The sequence below is a fragment of the Nocardia sp. NPDC055165 genome (assembly GCF_053606985.1).
Genome location: NZ_JBSGSS010000004.1, coordinates 364,569 through 380,304 on the forward strand (window position 1 = coordinate 364,569; position 15,736 = coordinate 380,304).

17 protein-coding genes are annotated in these 15,736 nt (G+C 65.4%); 5 read left to right on the forward strand and 12 right to left on the reverse strand.

Going from position 1 to position 15,736, the window contains the following annotated elements; translation table 11 throughout:
- The first annotated feature begins 11 nt into the window (after positions 1-11).
- Complete coding sequence (locus ACWFRF_RS11070; protein ID WP_379318317.1) at positions 12-806, forward strand: ABC transporter permease; 795 nt, start codon at positions 12-14, stop codon at positions 804-806.
- 263 nt (positions 807-1,069) lie between these two features.
- Here ACWFRF_RS11070 and ACWFRF_RS11075 read toward each other — a convergent pair whose 3' ends face one another.
- The 3 genes from ACWFRF_RS11075 to ACWFRF_RS11085 all read right to left on the reverse strand — a co-directional run bounded on the left by ACWFRF_RS11075 (position 1,070) and on the right by ACWFRF_RS11085 (position 3,350).
- Entirely contained in the window at positions 1,070-1,399 is a 330-nt protein-coding gene (locus tag ACWFRF_RS11075; protein WP_452449765.1) for a hypothetical protein, read from the reverse strand.
- 130 nt (positions 1,400-1,529) lie between these two features.
- Positions 1,530-2,654 (reverse strand): hypothetical protein, encoded by a 1,125-nt coding sequence (locus ACWFRF_RS11080; RefSeq protein ID WP_452449767.1) that lies wholly within the window; start codon positions 2,652-2,654, stop codon positions 1,530-1,532.
- A 531-nt stretch (positions 2,655-3,185) separates the two neighbouring features.
- Complete coding sequence (locus tag ACWFRF_RS11085; RefSeq protein ID WP_379318182.1) at positions 3,186-3,350, reverse strand: hypothetical protein; 165 nt, start codon at positions 3,348-3,350, stop codon at positions 3,186-3,188.
- Positions 3,351-3,402: 52 nt separating this feature from the next.
- On the opposite strand from ACWFRF_RS11085, the gene ACWFRF_RS11090 reads away from it, so the two are divergent.
- The gene (locus tag ACWFRF_RS11090) at positions 3,403-3,936 is read left to right on the forward strand and encodes a peptidylprolyl isomerase (RefSeq protein ID WP_378634585.1); all 534 of its coding nucleotides are present in this window, start codon (positions 3,403-3,405) and stop codon (positions 3,934-3,936) included.
- Positions 3,937-4,010: 74 nt separating this feature from the next.
- Here the strand turns inward: ACWFRF_RS11090 and ACWFRF_RS11095 are convergent, their stop codons facing one another.
- The gene (locus ACWFRF_RS11095) at positions 4,011-4,460 is read right to left on the reverse strand and encodes a PH domain-containing protein (RefSeq protein WP_379316827.1); all 450 of its coding nucleotides are present in this window, start codon (positions 4,458-4,460) and stop codon (positions 4,011-4,013) included.
- An 84-nt stretch (positions 4,461-4,544) separates the two neighbouring features.
- Entirely contained in the window at positions 4,545-4,808 is a 264-nt protein-coding gene (gene crgA / locus ACWFRF_RS11100) for a cell division protein CrgA (protein WP_378634580.1), read from the reverse strand.
- Between the two features lie 63 nt (positions 4,809-4,871).
- Here crgA and ACWFRF_RS11105 point away from each other — a divergent pair, with 63 nt between their 5' ends.
- The 3 genes from ACWFRF_RS11105 (at position 4,872) to ACWFRF_RS11115 (ending at position 6,820) form a co-directional block, all read left to right on the forward strand.
- On the forward strand, positions 4,872-5,534 hold the full coding sequence (locus ACWFRF_RS11105) for an aminodeoxychorismate/anthranilate synthase component II (protein ID WP_378989386.1): 663 nt from the start codon (positions 4,872-4,874) through the stop codon (positions 5,532-5,534).
- 8 nt (positions 5,535-5,542) lie between these two features.
- On the forward strand, positions 5,543-6,217 hold the full coding sequence (locus tag ACWFRF_RS11110; protein ID WP_378989387.1) for a RibD family protein: 675 nt from the start codon (positions 5,543-5,545) through the stop codon (positions 6,215-6,217).
- A 144-nt stretch (positions 6,218-6,361) separates the two neighbouring features.
- A complete protein-coding gene (locus ACWFRF_RS11115; RefSeq protein WP_379316821.1) occupies positions 6,362-6,820 on the forward strand; it encodes a deaminase in 459 nt (152 codons plus the stop codon).
- Between the two features lies 1 nt (position 6,821).
- On the opposite strand, the gene ACWFRF_RS11120 is transcribed toward ACWFRF_RS11115, so the two are convergent.
- From ACWFRF_RS11120 to ACWFRF_RS11150, 7 genes are all read right to left on the reverse strand, one after another.
- Positions 6,822-7,241 (reverse strand): CBS domain-containing protein, encoded by a 420-nt coding sequence (locus tag ACWFRF_RS11120; RefSeq protein ID WP_452449771.1) that lies wholly within the window; start codon positions 7,239-7,241, stop codon positions 6,822-6,824.
- Between the two features lie 100 nt (positions 7,242-7,341).
- Positions 7,342-9,237: a Stk1 family PASTA domain-containing Ser/Thr kinase gene (pknB, locus tag ACWFRF_RS11125; protein ID WP_378989389.1), complete on the reverse strand. Its 1,896-nt coding sequence runs from the start codon at positions 9,235-9,237 to the stop codon at positions 7,342-7,344.
- Positions 9,234-10,763 (reverse strand): protein kinase domain-containing protein, encoded by a 1,530-nt coding sequence (locus tag ACWFRF_RS11130; protein WP_378989390.1) that lies wholly within the window; start codon positions 10,761-10,763, stop codon positions 9,234-9,236. The genes pknB and ACWFRF_RS11130 overlap by 4 nt, the downstream gene beginning before the upstream one ends.
- Positions 10,764-10,800: 37 nt before the next feature.
- Complete coding sequence (locus ACWFRF_RS11135) at positions 10,801-12,273, reverse strand: peptidoglycan D,D-transpeptidase FtsI family protein (protein ID WP_378989391.1); 1,473 nt, start codon at positions 12,271-12,273, stop codon at positions 10,801-10,803.
- Positions 12,270-13,742 carry an FtsW/RodA/SpoVE family cell cycle protein gene (locus ACWFRF_RS11140; protein ID WP_378634561.1) on the reverse strand — a complete coding sequence of 491 codons (1,473 nt, stop codon included), beginning with the start codon at positions 13,740-13,742 and terminating at the stop codon, positions 12,270-12,272. The genes ACWFRF_RS11135 and ACWFRF_RS11140 overlap by 4 nt, the downstream gene beginning before the upstream one ends.
- Positions 13,742-15,193, reverse strand: coding sequence for a PP2C family protein-serine/threonine phosphatase (locus tag ACWFRF_RS11145; protein WP_378989392.1), 1,452 nt, complete (start codon positions 15,191-15,193; stop codon positions 13,742-13,744). The genes ACWFRF_RS11140 and ACWFRF_RS11145 overlap by 1 nt, the downstream gene beginning before the upstream one ends.
- Entirely contained in the window at positions 15,190-15,666 is a 477-nt protein-coding gene (locus ACWFRF_RS11150; RefSeq protein WP_062992366.1) for an FHA domain-containing protein FhaB/FipA, read from the reverse strand. Before ACWFRF_RS11150 ends, ACWFRF_RS11145 begins: the two co-directional genes overlap by 4 nt.
- Between the last annotated feature and the right edge of the window lie 70 nt (positions 15,667-15,736).

Sequence of the window (15,736 nt, forward strand, 5' to 3'; positions counted from 1 at the left end):
AACGACTGTCGATGGTGGTGAGCGACAGCATCACCATCGCCAAACGCAACGTCATCAAGATCAAGCGCGTACCCGACGTGCTGATCTTCACGACGCTGTCGCCCATCATGTTCGTGCTGCTGTTCGCCTACATCTTCGGCTCAGCGATCAGTATTCCTGGCGTCGAGGGTGGTTACCGTGAGTTCCTGATCGCGGGCATCTTCGCCCAGACGGTGGTTTTCGGTGCGACGTTCACCGGTGCAGGCCTGGCCGAGGATATGCAAAAGGGCATCATCGACCGGTTCCGGTCACTGCCGATGGCGCCTTCTGCGGTGTTGGTCGGCCGCACCGTCAGCGACGTGGTCATCAACATCGTCAGCCTGGTGGTGATGTCGCTGACAGGTCTAGTTGTCGGCTGGCGGATCCGTGGATCGTTTTTCGACGCGGTGCTTGCGTACGCCTTGATGCTGCTGTTCGCTTACGCGCTGTCCTGGATGATGGCCGTGGTCGGCCTGCTGCTTCGCGCTCCCGAGGTGTTCAACAACGCCAGCTTCATGGTGATATTTCCGCTGACATTCGTATCCAACTTGTTCGTACCGCTGGAATCCTTGCCCGCGCCGCTGAGAGTTTTCGCGGAATGGAACCCCGTATCGGCGCTGGCACAAGCTGTACGCGAATTGTTCGGTAACACCAATCCGCTGGAACCGCCATCCGAAGCGATACCGATGCAGCATCCGGTGATCACAACGCTTGCCTGGATCGTGGTGATCCTGCTCGTATTCGTGCCGTTGGCTCAGATCCAGTACCGGAAATCGGTCAGTCGCTGACATGCGAACCCAAGACCTGCTGGAACTGCCGTGACGTCGCCGAATGGCGTGTCATCACACCCCTGTGAACGAGGTTGTCCTGACTCCAGAATAAGTCGCTCCACAGGGCGATAGCGCCCAGCTTCTCCTGACTGGATCCAGTCAGGAGAAGCTGGGCGCTAGATGGCGAGATCGCCGAAAATGGGTAGTCGCCCTAGCGCATTCGGGATGCGCCGGTGTCTGTCACGAACCTCGGTTGACGCTGGGACAGTCGAGAGATCTCTTTAGTAGTGCGGGTAGTCGGCTGGATATCCTGCTGTACAGGCCACTTCTCCTACCGGTACCCAGCCCGCAGGGACGTTCGGAACGGATACGCCGTAGTAATAGGTTGTTCCATTCTGAGAGAAAAGTTCATACCTATAGATGTAGCCCTCGTGAACTTCTTGGAACGCCTCCTGTTGTCCGCAATTCAGCGGAGTGGGAACATTCATAGCGGACGCTGTTCCCGCGAACGCCGCACCGAATCCAAGCACTACCGCGGCGGCGCCGATGGTCGAGACAATCCTCTGGAGTTTTTTCATGCCGTTCTCCTTGCCTTTGAGCTGAGTGATCATAACGACTATTTCAGGGCAGCCTCAATTGATCAACGGATGCTCAACCGCCAACATCTTCGACTCAATCAGACTCGACCTCGGTCAGGATGTGGTGAGCACATCCACTGCCCGAGGGCACCTGTCCGGGGATCTATTCTGACAGGGCATCACGGGTTGCAAGCTGAGTGGCAAAATCCTGCCACATATTTGCGCAAACTTTCGCAACCTGAACCACTGTCGATACCTGATGCGCCGGAACAGCCTGAATAGATTGACTACTGTTTCGGCGTTCGACTGTGCCCAGGAGCAGGCGAAGAAGCGCCCGCCCAGCCTCGTTCGACCTTATCGATGGATCCCGGCGAAGACTGTTCAGCAATACATCCACTACAGCCGTCGATGTGGTGTCACCTACACAACCCAAATCTTGTTGGGCAGTGGAGGGAATCTCATCACGCGACATTCTGTTCTTTACATCTTTGACGGTCGCCGGCGATAGTCCTACCGCTCTGGCTACCTCTCGTAAGGAGGCATTGGGGTTCGACTTGAACAGCTCTGCTGCGCGCAGCCTGGCATTCGAACTGTCGACTGGCCGCATCTTGCCATCCCGGCCCAATCGCTTGTTCAACCGGGAATCGGCCTCAGTTGAACAAGTCCGAATCGAAGCGATAGTCTTTGATGACAGTCCAACTAGTTCCGCGATCATTCGATCGGACCACGTTCCATGGGTCTCGAATATTCGACGAGTTGCCGCCAATCGGTCTTCCCGGGAAAGTGGTAGACCTTGCTCGGCATTAACATGGACGGCGAACAAGAAGGCGTCTGTTTCGGAGCCATCGAAGAACGAGACATTGATTGTCGATTCGCCGCGTTTCCGCGCTGCCATAAGTCGGTGAGCGCCATCGATCACCTCCATCGTTTCTCGGTTGACGACGATTGGTGGAGCAGTGATACCTGCCTCGATCAACTCTTGAACATGTCGAATATCGATGCCACGCACTCTTGGTGAGCTGGCAAGTCTTAGTTTGTCAATCGCTATCGGCTGAGGAGTTGAGCAGAGGTGGGTCCACATGACATTAGAGTCATCATCGGAGCGCGATTCGCGGGGACTCGTCCCCGAAATGAGAAAATCGATATCCTTCAGGGACTCAGGGTTGATTGCTCCGGCAGAAGCGGGCAACGACGTCACGGAATCGCTAGTAGAAAGATCGCCTGTCACGCTGGTAGTCGTGTCCGTCGAGTGCGACAACAACCACAAACGATCAGGATCAACCAACATGGAACCTCCCCGTCCCTGGTGAAGTGCAAGTCCCGCCAGGATGACGCGAACCATTGAACCGGCTCGCACGCATGAACGATTCGCCCCGGCAGCTAAGCTGAACTTTGCCTTACATAGAGGTTGGACGCGGTGCCTACCGAAGCGGTTCCAGCTCTATTGAGTGATACGCATCACTTTTATTCTGGCTGTGAGCACGCCGGTAGAGGCTGCGAGCCGGGTTCCTGGTTGTCTGCCAGTGTCAGCGTGGACGGGCGACGATCGAAGTATCCACCGCGACGATAGGCATCGGTGCTTCCGCGCTACGGACTGGAACCCGGACCCGTGCGAAGGCCTTTCGGCGGTACTCGTTCGGCTACGCCTGGACCGGAGACCGGCCTCGAGCCGTGAATGATCCGCAGGAGGCCGTGTATACCCTTAGGCCACAGCTTGCGGCTGACACGTCGGCGACAACGCCGATTCCGCTAGATCTGCCGATGTGACACCCAGGACCCGTATCGCTCTCCGGGCCGTGATGATCCCGGTCGTGTCGGCTCAGTGTGTGGCTGTCTCCGATGCCGAGCCGTTGCGGGAATACCCCAGACGCGGCGGCTCGGCGGCCGGTTCCGGCAGTTGTGGACGCTTGGCGCGGGCCAGGTAGGCCAGGGCGCCCGCCCCGGCGAGCGCGATCGACGCGAGCAGCGGATTACGAAGCTTCATTCGACCACTGTGGCACAAACAGATTCGACGTGTCGCGTGGCACCATAACTGCGTGACCTCACCCAACCAGACGGCCGTGGCAACTCTGCACACCAACCACGGCGATATCAGGATCGCGCTTTTCGGTAACCACGCCCCGAAGACGGTGCGCAACTTCGTCGGTCTCGCCGACGGCACCGCGCCGTACTCCACCGTCAATGCCGGTGGGACGGAAAGTGGCCCGTTCTACGACGGCGCCGTCTTTCACCGGATCATTCCGGGGTTCATGATCCAGGGCGGCGATCCGACAGGCACCGGCCGTGGTGGGCCGGGCTTCGAGTTCGCCGACGAGTTCCACCCGGATCTGCGCTTCGACCGGGGCTATCTGCTCGCGATGGCGAATGCGGGCGCGGGCACCGAGACCAACGGTTCGCAGTTCTTCATCACCGTCGGCGCGCAGCCGCACCTCAACCGCAAGCATTCGATCTTCGGGGAGGTGGTCGACCCCGATTCGCGCAAGGTCGTCGACGCTATCGCCTCGGTGAAGACCGATCGCAATGATCGCCCCGACGAGCCGGTCATCATCTCGGCCGTCACGATCGACTGATCAAGGCCACACACAGAACTCCCCGCCGCGGACCGTCGCGGCGGGGAGTTCTCTTTGCTTCACGTGAAACAACGTCAGTCCGAAGTCACCGAGGCGAAGCCGTTGACGACCAGAGCGTCGTACACGTCGTGGGGATTGGTACCGAGGTCCCAGCGGCCGAAGATCAGCAATCGCTCGGTGTCCTCGTGGCGCACGTCGACCTCGAGCATCGCGGATTTGCGGCCGATGCGGCGGTAAGACACCATCCGGATCCGGTCGATCCGGTCGAGTGGGTAATCCTTCGGGCCGGTGAGCGTGCCGACCACCAGGCGCGGCGCGGGGCCGGGAACCATGGTGAGCCGAGGGCGCTGCCGGATGCCGAGTGCGGACATCGCCAGCACGGCGACGGCGGCGATGCCGATGAGCAGCCTGCTCGGGCCGTCCTGGGCGAGGATTGCCAGCACGGCCAGCAGGATCCCGCCACCGCTGATGGCGAGCAGACCTGCGACAGGGGTGGACCACGAGACGGGTTGTGCATCGTTCACGCGGTTGTTCGCCCCTCTATCCTCGAGTTGTGCACAGGGTTATCCACAGGTGTGCATGAATAACACCGGTGTAATCCGCTGCGATCAGCGCCATCGCATGGTCATGACCAGGCCGATGACCATCAGGCCGAACCCGATCAGGAAGTTCCAGGCGCCCAGATCGAGCATGAAGCCGATGTGGTCCTGCGCCAGGTAGTAGACGATCAGCCACACCAAGCCGGCGAGCATGAAGCCCAGCATGATCGCGACGTACCAGACCGGCGACGGCCCCGCTTTCACCTTCACCGGCGTGCGGCTGGCGGGGCTCGGGGTGTAGTCGGCCTTCTTGCGGACCTTGGACTTGGGCATGACGTCCTCGAATTCGGAGTACAGGTAACTCCTAGGCTATCGCAACTCCCGTACCCTCGACGCATGCGTGTATTGGTCGTCGACAACTACGACAGCTTCGTGTTCAACCTGGTGCAGTACCTCGGCCAGCTTGGTGCCGACGTCGTGGTCTGGCGCAATGATGACCCCCGCCTCGACGATCTGGACACCCTGCTCACCGTCGGGGACGAAGGTGGAGCGTTCGACGGCGTGCTGGTGAGCCCCGGCCCAGGCAGTCCCGACCGGGCGGGCGCGAGCATCCCGCTCGTGCACGCGGCGGCCCGGCACAACAAGCCGCTGCTCGGCGTGTGCCTCGGGCACCAGGCGATCGGCGAGGCATTCGGCGGCACCGTCGACCGGGCGCCCGAATTGCTGCACGGCAAGACCAGTGATGTTTTCCATCTCGGGTCCGGCGTGTTGGCCGGCCTGCCCGACCCCTTCACCGCCACCCGATACCACTCGCTGACGGTTCTCCCGGAAACCATTCCCGAGGAGTTGGTGGTGGTCGGCCACACCGAGAGCGGCATCGTGATGGCGATGCGTCACCGCACGCTGCCCATCCACGGCGTGCAGTTCCACCCCGAGTCCGTGCTCACCCAAGGCGGCCACCGGATGCTCGCCAACTGGCTCGAGGTCTGCGGCGAACGTCCGTCCGAGGCACTCGTCTCCGCGCTCGAGGCGGAGGTCGCCGCGCTGGTCACGCAGTGAGGCCGTGGGTGCGGTTGTCGGTGGCGGCGAGTCTGGACGGCTATATCGACGATGCGAGCGCGCAGCGTCTGCTGCTGTCGAACACGGCCGACTTCGACCGGGTCGACCAGATCCGTGCCGAATCCGACGCGATCCTGATCGGTGCGCACACGCTGCGCACCGACAACCCCCGCCTGCTGGTGAACAGCGCCGAGCGCCGGGCCGCTCGGGTGGCGGCGGGCGAACCGGAGTTCCCGGTGAAGGTGACCGTCACCGATTCCGGTGATCTCGATCCGGGGCTGCGCTTCTGGCACACCGGCGGCGACAAACTCGTCTACACCTCCGATGCGGGTGCCGGGAGGCTGGGCGACCGGCTCGACGGACTCGCCGAGGTGGTGAGCCTCGGCGAGCGTCTCGCGCTCCCGGCCCTCGTCGCCGACCTCGGCGCGCGAGGTATCCACAGGCTGATGGTCGAAGGGGGTACCGGCATGCACACCGGCTTCCTCGCGGCCGATCTGGTCGACGAGATCCGGCTGGCGATCGCGCCGATCCTGGTCGGCGATCCGGCGGCGCCGCGCTTCGTCGGACCGGCGCAGTTCCCCGGTGGGGCCGGTCGCAGGTTGCACCTGGCGGGTGTGGAACAACTTGGGGATGTCGCTGTGCTGAACTACCTGGTCAGCCCCGATCCACAGCCCCGCAACTAACTGATACCGCGAACAGAATCACTGCATTGACCTGGGAAAATTCAGCTGTCCACAGTTCACGGACAACTTTGCTCCACACCTGAACATGACCGATTCCACATCACGCGAGAGTTGTGGATAACTCGCCGACCACAGGGAAATGACATGAGCCACGACGACACCGACCACCGGTTCATGCACAGGGCGATAGCGCTCGCCAGGAACTGTCCGCCCAGCGAGACGGCCTATTCGGTCGGCGCCGTGATCGTCGCCGACGGGGTGGAGATCGCGACCGGCTTCTCTCGCGAAACCGACGAGAAGGTGCACGCCGAGGAGTCCGCGCTCAACAAGCTCGACCCCGACGACCCCCGCCTGACCAGGGCCACGATCTACAGCACCCTCGAACCGTGCTCCACCCGCGCCACCGCCACCCGGCTGCCGTGCACCGATCGCATCCTGGCCGCCGGCATCCCCACGGTGGTGATCGCCTGGCGCGAGCCGAGCCTGTTCGTCGCCGCCTGCGAGGGTGTGGACAAACTCCGCACCCATGGCGTGCGCGTGGTGGAGCTCACCGACCTGGCCGCGGAAGCCAAGTCGATGAACACCCACCTCGACCTCAGTTAGCTCAGGGCCGCCCGTAGATGGCGGTCACGAATTCGCCGAGCTGATTGTCATCGAGGTGCCGAGCCAGATCGGCCTCGCTGATCATCCCGACCAGGCGCTTGTTCTCAATCACCGGCATCCGCTTCACGCGGTGCGATTCCATCAGGTCGAGCACGTCTTCCACATCGGCGTCCGCGCTGACCCACCGCGGCGTCGACTCGCAGAGTTCCGCCGCTGTCGTCAGATCAGGTGACAGACCGAGCGCGACGCACTTCACCACGATGTCGCGGTCGGTGATGATGCCGCACATGCGCTCGTCGTCATCGGCGACGACGATCGATCCGACCCCGAGATCGGCCATCGCCGTCGCCGCGGTCGTCACGGTGTCACCACGGGTGATCCACTGCGCACCGGGCTTCATGATGTCCCTGGCTGTCGTCATAGGGGGCTACCTCCTCGTCAGCAACGCTGGATGGGATGAAAGCAGCCTCATTCTGCGCCCGCGCGGACGCGGCGGGCGTGTTCGCCATCCAATCGAGACCTCATCGCGGAATCGGCGACGCTCCCACGTGCAGCACGACATTGCCGTTGATCGTCACTGCCGAACCGGCCGCCGGATTCTGCCCGACGACCTTGCCCGAGGCATTGCCGTCGAGCGTGATCACCGTGGTCTGGCTGAGCTGACCGGTCCACCCGAGCCCGCGCAACGTCTCCTGCGCCTGCACCGGCGTGAGCCCGGTCAGATCGGGGACGGTGATCCGGTCACCGGCGGAGACCTGGACCGTGATGGTCGAGCCCTTCTCCGCGTTGCTACCGCCGGCCGGGTTGGTGGCGAGCACCTGGCCCTTGGGCAGCGAGGACTTCACTTCCTGGATCTCGACCTTGAAACCGGCGGAGGCGACCAGATTCGGCTGAGCGATGGAGATGTCCTGGCCCACCACGGTCGGCACACGCACCTCTTCCGGCCCGCCGCCGATGGTGACGACGATCGGCCGGTCGATGTCCACCCGCACACCCGCGCTCGGGTCCTGGGCGATCACCTTGTCGGTCTCGGCGGTGCTCGACGGTTTGCGCACCACATTCGGATCCAGTTGCAGACCGAGCGAATTCAGCTTCTGCTCGGCATCGGCCTGACTCATCCCGATCAGCCGCGGCAACTGCACCTGCGTGGGCCCGGTCGAGACCTGCAACGTCACCGTGCTGCCCTTGTCGATGCGTGAACCGCCGAGTGGCTGGGTCGCGATCACATTGCCCGGCGCCACCTTGCCGTCCGGCTTCTCCAGCCTGGCCACGTGGAAACCGGCCTGCTGGAGGTCGTCCTGTGCCTGCTGCGCGGGCTTGCCCGACAGATCGGGGACGGCAACTTGATCGGCCCGGCTACCTGGACCGACCAGCACCCAGAACAGGCCGAACGCCACAGCGAGCGCGGCCGCGACACCGAGCGCGATCAGCCCGGTGCGGTTACGTTCCTCGCCGTCGGGCCCGACCACGGGATGCTCGGAGGTGTCGTCGCGGCGGTCGTGGAAACTCCGCGGCCCCGGTTCGTCGTCGTAATCGGTGCGGTCTTCCTCGTTCATCACCATCGGCGCGCTGGGCTTCTGCCCGCCGAGCACCCGGATCAGGTCGGCGCGCATCTCCGCTGCCGTCTGGTAGCGGTTGGCCGGGTTCTTGGCCATCGCCTTGAGGATCACCGAATCGAGCTCACGCGGCACGCCGGGATTGACCGACGACGGTAGCGGCGGATCCTCCTTCACATGCTGGTAGGCCACCGCGACCGGCGAGTCACCGGTGAACGGCGGCTGCCCGGTGAGGATCTCGAAGAGCACGCAGCCCACCGAGTACACGTCCGAGCGCGCGTCGACGGTCTCGCCGCGCGCCTGCTCGGGCGAGAGGTACTGGGCGGTGCCGATCACCGCGGCGGTCTGGGTCATCGGGTTGGCGCTGTCGGCGATCGCGCGCGCGATGCCGAAGTCCATCACCTTCACCGCACCGGCGCGGTTGATCATGATGTTGGCCGGCTTCATATCGCGGTGCACGATCCCGGCTTTATGGCTGAAGTCGAGCGCGGCGCACACGTCGGCCACGACTTCCATCGCCTTGCGCGGCGCGAGCGGTCCCTTGCCGCGCACGATGTCGCGCAGGGTGTCGCCCTCGACGTATTCCATGACGATGTAGGGCAGCGGCCCGCCGTCGACGGTGGCTTCGCCGGTGTCGTACACGGCCACGATGGCCGGGTGGTTCAGCGCGGCCGCGTTCTGGGCTTCGCGCTTGAACCGCAGGTAGAACGTAGGATCGCGGGCCAGATCGGCCCGCAGCACCTTGATCGCCACGTCACGCGACAGCCGCACGTCGCGGGCGCGGTGCACCTCCGACATGCCGCCGAACCCGATGATCTCGCCCAGCTCGTACCGCGAGGAGAGGTTCTTCGGGGTCGTCATGGTTGTCCTATGGTCGGGCCTACCGCCGTGTCGCCATCGGGGAACGGCAGGTCGAAGGTGGGCAGCCGGGGACGACCGACGGTGGTGGTGCCCGCGGCCGGCGCCGTGGTGGTCGGCTCCGGTTTGGTCGGCTTCGGTGTGGTCGTCGGCTTGGTCTTGGTCGTGGTGGTCGGCGGCACCGTCGTGGTGGTCGGCGGCTCGGTGGTCGTCGTCGGCGGCTCTGTGGTCGTCGTCGGACGTTGCGTGGTGGTCGGCGGTTCCTCGGTGGTCACCGGCGGCGGCGGGACCGGCCGGGTGGTGGTCACCGGCGGCGGCAGCGGTTTGGTGGTCTGCACGGTGGTGGTCGTGGTCCCCGAATCCCGGTTCGGTTCACCACCGAACAGCAGCCACAGCACACCGCCGCCGAGCAGCAGCGCGCCGACACCGAGCGCGATCAGCCACTTCTGGTTGTTCTTGGCGTTGCTCGCGGGCACCGGCGCGGGCGCGGAAGCCTGGGTGGCCGGACCGCCGTAACCGCCGGTGGGCGGACCGACCGGACCGCCGGGCTGATGGCCGAAGCGCATGGTCGCGCCGTCGTAGTCCGCCGCGGCCGCGGCTGCCGCGGCGGCGGGGAGCACCACGGTCGGGCCGGGCGGAAGTACCCGGGTGGCCCCGGTCATCGACGGACCGGTGGCGCCACCGGGGAGCGGCGGCATGTGCCCGGCACGCACCGCGGCCACGGCATCAGCGAACTCGCCGCCGCTGCGGTAGCGCTGCAGCGGGTCCTTGGCCATGGTGATGGCGATCAGTTCGTGCACGTTCGCGGGCAGGTCGTCGGGCATCGGCGGCGGTGCGTCGCGCACGTGCTTCATCGCGACGGTGATCGCGCCCTCACCGGTGAACGGGCGGACGCCGGCCAGTGCTTCGTAGCCGACGATGCCGAGGGAGTAGACGTCCGACGCCGCGGTGGCGTCCTCGCCGACGGCCTGTTCGGGCGCGATGTACTGGGCGGTGCCCATCACCATGCCGGTCTTGGTCACCGGTGAGGCGTCGACCGCCTTGGCGATGCCGAAGTCGGTGATCTTCACCTGTCCGGTCGGCGTCACCAGGATGTTGCCCGGCTTCACGTCACGGTGCACCACCCCGGCCGCGTGGGCGACCTCGAGCGCGCGCCCGGTCTGCTCGAGCATGTCGAGACCCTGGACGACCGAGAGCCTGCCCATCCGGTTGAGCACCGCGTTGAGCGGTTCGCCCTGCACGAGCTCCATCACCAGGTAGGCGGTCTCGCCGCCCGACGGGTCGGTGGTCTCGCCGTAGTCGTAGATGCCCGCGATCCCGGGCGCGTTGAGCTGCGCGGTGGTCCGCGCCTCGACGCGGAACCGCGCACGGAAGGTCGGGTCGGCGGAGAACTCGGTCTTGAGAACCTTGACCGCCACCCGGCGATCGAGCCGGGTGTCCATCGCTTCCCACACCTGACCCATACCGCCCGTGGCGATGAGCCGCTGCAGGCGGTAGCGGTCGGCGATCATGGCGCCGTTGTTCAGCATCGGGGCCCCCGTGTTGTCACTCGCACACTCATTTCGTTCAGCCCCCTGCCAGGCCCGCGTCCAGTACCGACCTGGCGATCGGCGCGGCTACCGAACCTCCGGTGGCCGCCAGGGCCCGATCGCCGCCGTTCTCGACGATCACCGCGATGGCGATCTTCGGGTTCTGCGCGGGCGCGAAGGCCATATACCAGGCGTGTGGCGGGGTGTTACGGGGATTACTGCCGTGTTCGGCGGTTCCGGTCTTGGACGCGATCTGGTACGGCGACCGTCCACCGCCCGCGGTATTGGCTTCCGAGGCGACCATCAGATCCGTCAGGGTCGACGCTACCTGGGGGCTCACCGCCTGCCCGACGCTGACCGGCTTGGTCTTGCTGAGCTCCGACAGATCGGGCGCTTGGGTCTGATCGACCAGATACGGCTGCATCCTGGTGCCGCCGTTGGCGATGGTCGCGGCGATCACCGCGACATTGAGCGGCGTCACCGACACATCGCGCTGGCCGATGCTCGACTGGCCGAGCGCGGCGTTGTCCGGGATCGGGCCGACGGTCGATTCGGCGACCGGGATCGGCACACCGGGCGGATCCTCGACTCCGATGCCGAACGCGGCGGCCTCGTCCTTGAGCTTCGCCGCGCCGACCTTCACGCCGAGTTCGACGAACGCGGTGTTGCACGAACGCCGGAACGCGTCGTACAGGCTGGCCGTCGGCTGGTCGCCGCAGGTGCTGCCGTTGTAGTTCTCCAGCGTGGTGCTGGTTCCGGGCAGGGTGATGTTGGGCGCGGCGGTGAACTGGTCGTTCGGACCGGCGACGCCGTTGGACAGTGCGGCCGCGGTGACGACGGTCTTGAACGTCGACCCCGGCGGATAGGTCTGCGAGACGGCGCGATTGAGCATCGGCTGACTCGGATCGGTGCTCAGTCGTTCCCAGGCGGCGCGACCCGCCGCGCCGTCGTGGCCCGACAGCTCGTTGGGGTCGTAGCTGGGTGTGGAGACCATGGTCAAGATCTTGCCGGTGCTCGGCTCGATCGCCACGACGGCGCCGGTGTAGCCCTTCGACGTCATCTGTTCGTAGGCGACCTGCTGCATCATCGGATTCAGCGTGGTGAGCACGTTCGCGCCGCGCGGATCGCGTCCGGAGAACATGTCGATGAGCCGGCGGCCGAACAGACTCGAGTCGTTGCCGGAGAGCAGCGGATCCGCGGCCAGCTCGAGCCCGGTCTTGCCGTACTGCATCGAGTAGAAGCCGGTGACCGGCGCGTATGCCGACGGGTCGGAGGGGTATTCGCGCAGGTACTTGTACCGGTCGTCGGTCGCGACGGAGCCGGCGAGCACCGTGCCGCCCGCGGAGATCTGACCGCGCTGGCGTGAGTACTCGTCGAGCAGCACCCGCGAGTTGCGCGGATCGCTGCGCAGGTCGTCGGCCTTGACCACCTGCAGGTAGGTCGCGTTCACGAGCAACGCCACCACCATCACCATCACGGCGACGGCGACGCGACGCAGAGGTGTGTTCATTCGCTCACCCTGCTTTCCGGCCTGCGGACCAGTTCGGTGGCCGCGTCCGCGATCGGGGCGGGCGCGCGCTTACGGGCCGGTGCCGGTGCGCGGGCCGCATCGGAGATCTTGATCAACAGCCCGAGCAGCGCGTAGTTCGCCAGCAGCGACGAACCACCATAGGAGATGAACGGCGTGGTCAGACCGGTGAGTGGAATCAGTTTGGTGACACCGCCGACGACCACGAAGATCTGGATCGCGATGGTGAACGACAGGCCCGCCGCGAGCAACTTGCCGAAGCTGTCCCGCACGGCCAGCGCGGTGCGCAACCCGCGGACGATGAAGATCAGGAACAGCATCAGCACCGCGGTGAGCCCGATCAGGCCGAGTTCCTCGCCGATGGTGGTGACGATGAAGTCGGTCTTGGCGAAGGGCACCTGCTGGGGCCGTCCGCTGCCGAGGCCGGTGCCTGCGAGTCCGCCGGTGGCGAAGCCGAACATCGACTGCGAGATCTGGTACCCGGTGTTGTGGTAGTCGTCGAACGGGTGCAGCCAGGTGTCCACGCGCACGCGCACGTGCCCGAACAGTTCGTAGGCGAACACGAATCCGAGCGCGAGCAGGCCGCCGCCGATGATCAGCCAGCCCACCCGTTCGGTGGCGATGTAGATCATCACCAGCACCGTGCCGAAGATGAGCAGCGAAGTGCCGAGGTCTTTTTCGAGCACGAGCACGCCGATGCAGACGATCCACACGATCAGGATCGGGCCCATATCGCGCGGTCGCGGCCATTCCATGCCGAGGAAGTGCTTGCCCGCCGCGGTGAACAGGTCACGCTTGGCCACCAGCACGCCCGCGAAGAAGATGATCAGCAGGATCTTCGCGAATTCGCCCGGCTGCATGCTGAATCCGGGCAGCCGGATCCAGATCTTGGCGCCGTTGACTTCGGAGAACCGGCTCGGCAACAGTGCCGGAATCGCCAGCGCGACCAGCCCTACCAGGCCTAGTGTGTAGGTGTAGCGCGCCAGCGTGCGGTAGTCCCGCAAGACGATGAGCAGGCTGATGAACACCACGATGCCGAGGCCGGTCCACATGATCTGCTGGTTGGCGTCGGGGGAGGGGACCGATGTCGCGTCGTACGCCGCCTTCTGCGCTTCGGCGAGATCGAGCCGGTGGATCAGCACCAGCCCCAATCCGTTGAGCAGCGCCACAATCGGTAGTAGGAGCGGGTCCGCGAACGGCGCGAACCGGCGCACCGCGAGATGCGCGATCCCGAACAGCGCGAGGAAAGCCACCCCGTACTTGGCGATATCGGTGGTGATCGACTGTTCCTGGCTCGCCTCGACGATGAACAACGACACCGTGGTGATGCCCGCCGCGCCCGCCAGCAGCAGCAACTCCTGGTTGCGTCGCGTCGACGGCGGCGGCGCCGGCGCGAATCCACCAGGGGGACTGGGGAACGCCCCAGCCGACGGCGGTGGCGGTGCGGACATCAGTCCGTCACCCGGCAGTTCTCCCCTGAGATCTGCGGGGTTGTCGGGGGGACGGTGGTGGTGGTCGGGGCAGGCGTGGTCGTGGTCGGTGTCGCGGGCTGGTCGGGGCCGGGAGTCGGTGCGCCGCCGGGGATCACCGGGGTCTGCTCGGGCGGCAGCACGCCGGGCTGCGGTACCGATTCCTTCTTCGGGCACGGCGGCAGGAGCTCGTTCTGCGCCAGCACCTTCATGCTGCCGCGCGCCTTGTCCAGCGAATCCGGCGGCAGGCCCTTCTGCACCTGGTCGCGCCCGGTCTGCTTCAGGTCACTGACCAGCAGCGGCTTGCACCCACTCGGCGCGGACTTGCCGACCTCGACGAGCGTGAGCTCGCTCTTGCTGTTCACACAGCCCGTCAGCTCCACATCGTGGATCGAGTAGCCGAGGATCGAACCGGGCAGGCCGCGCATCACGACCACCTTGTCGTTGTCGGCGCCCACGTAGTAGTTGCTGCGAATCATCTTGTAGCCCACCACGAGTCCGACGGCGACCGCGGCGATCAACGCCAGCGACAGCAGCAGCCAGCGCAGCTTGTGCGACTTCGTCTCCGGCGGCGGTGGTGCGGCGGCTGCCCGGCGCGGTTGCGCCCGCGGCGGACGCATCGCGGCGGCACGCCCTGCCGCGGTGTTCGGCGGCGGGGAGTCTTCCTCCTCCTCGGTGGAGGCGGCGCCCGCGAGAATCGGGTGGCTCTGGCCGTAGTCGAGGTCGATCACATCGGCGACGACAACGGTCACATTGTCGGGCCCACCACTGCGCAGCGCCAATTCGATGAGCCGGTCGGCGCACTCGTCGGTGTTGCCCTCGCGCATGGTGTTGCCGATGGTCTCGTCACTCACCACGTCCGAAAGTCCGTCGGAGCACAGCAGATAACGATCACCGGCGCGGGCTTCGCGCATGATCAGCGTCGGCTCGATCTCGTTGCCGGTGAGGGCACGCATGATCAGCGAACGCTGGGGATGGGTGTGCGCCTGTTCGGCGGTGATCCGGCCCTCGTCGACGAGCGACTGCACGAACGTGTCGTCGCGGGTGATCTGGGCGAGTTCGCTGTCGCGCAGCAGGTAGGCACGCGAGTCGCCGATGTGGACCAGGCCGAGTTTGCGGCCCGCGAACAGGATGGCGGTGAGCGTGGTGCCCATGCCGTCGAGTTCGGGTTCGGCCTCGACGTGGTCGGCGATGGCGGCGTTGCCGGAATGCGTGGCGTGGTCGAGCTTGCCGAGGATGTCGTCGCCGGGCTCGTCGTCGTCGAGATGCGCCAGCGCGGCGATCATCAACTGGGAGGCCACTTCTCCGGCGGCGTGCCCACCCATGCCGTCGGCCAGCGCTAGCAGGCGTGCGCCCGCGTAGACCGAATCTTCGTTGTTGCCCCGGACGAGTCCGCGGTCGCTTCGCGCGGTGTAGCGCAGAACAAGTGTCACGATCGCAGCTCGATCACTGTTTTGCCGACTCGCACAGGAGTGCCGAGCGGAACACGGACGGCGGTGGTGACTTTCGCGCGGTCTAGATATGTGCCGTTGGTGGAACCGAGGTCTTCCACGTACCAGTCGTCACCACGCTGAGACAGTCGCGCGTGCCTGGTCGAGGCGTAGTCGTCGGTGAGTACCAGCGTGGAATCGTCGGCGCGTCCGATGAGGACCGGTTGCGTGCCGAGGGTGATTCGAGTGCCGGCGAGTGAACCATGAGTCACCACTAGATACTTGGCGCCCTTCTGGCTTCGGCTGAAGGAGGGCAGACCGATGGATCCGCGATTTCCGCGGGTTGCCCTCGGCTGTATCCGTATGCCGGATGCCGCGTAGATATCGCTGCGCAAGGTCCGCAGAACGGCCCAGACGAACAACCAGAGCAGCAGCAGGAACCCCGCGCGGGTCAATTGCAGGATCAATCCCTGCACGGCGTTCCACCTCCTGTTCGCCCGGGTACGTCGGTACGGCAGGTGCGGGGCGAACCACCCCCACCAGCGT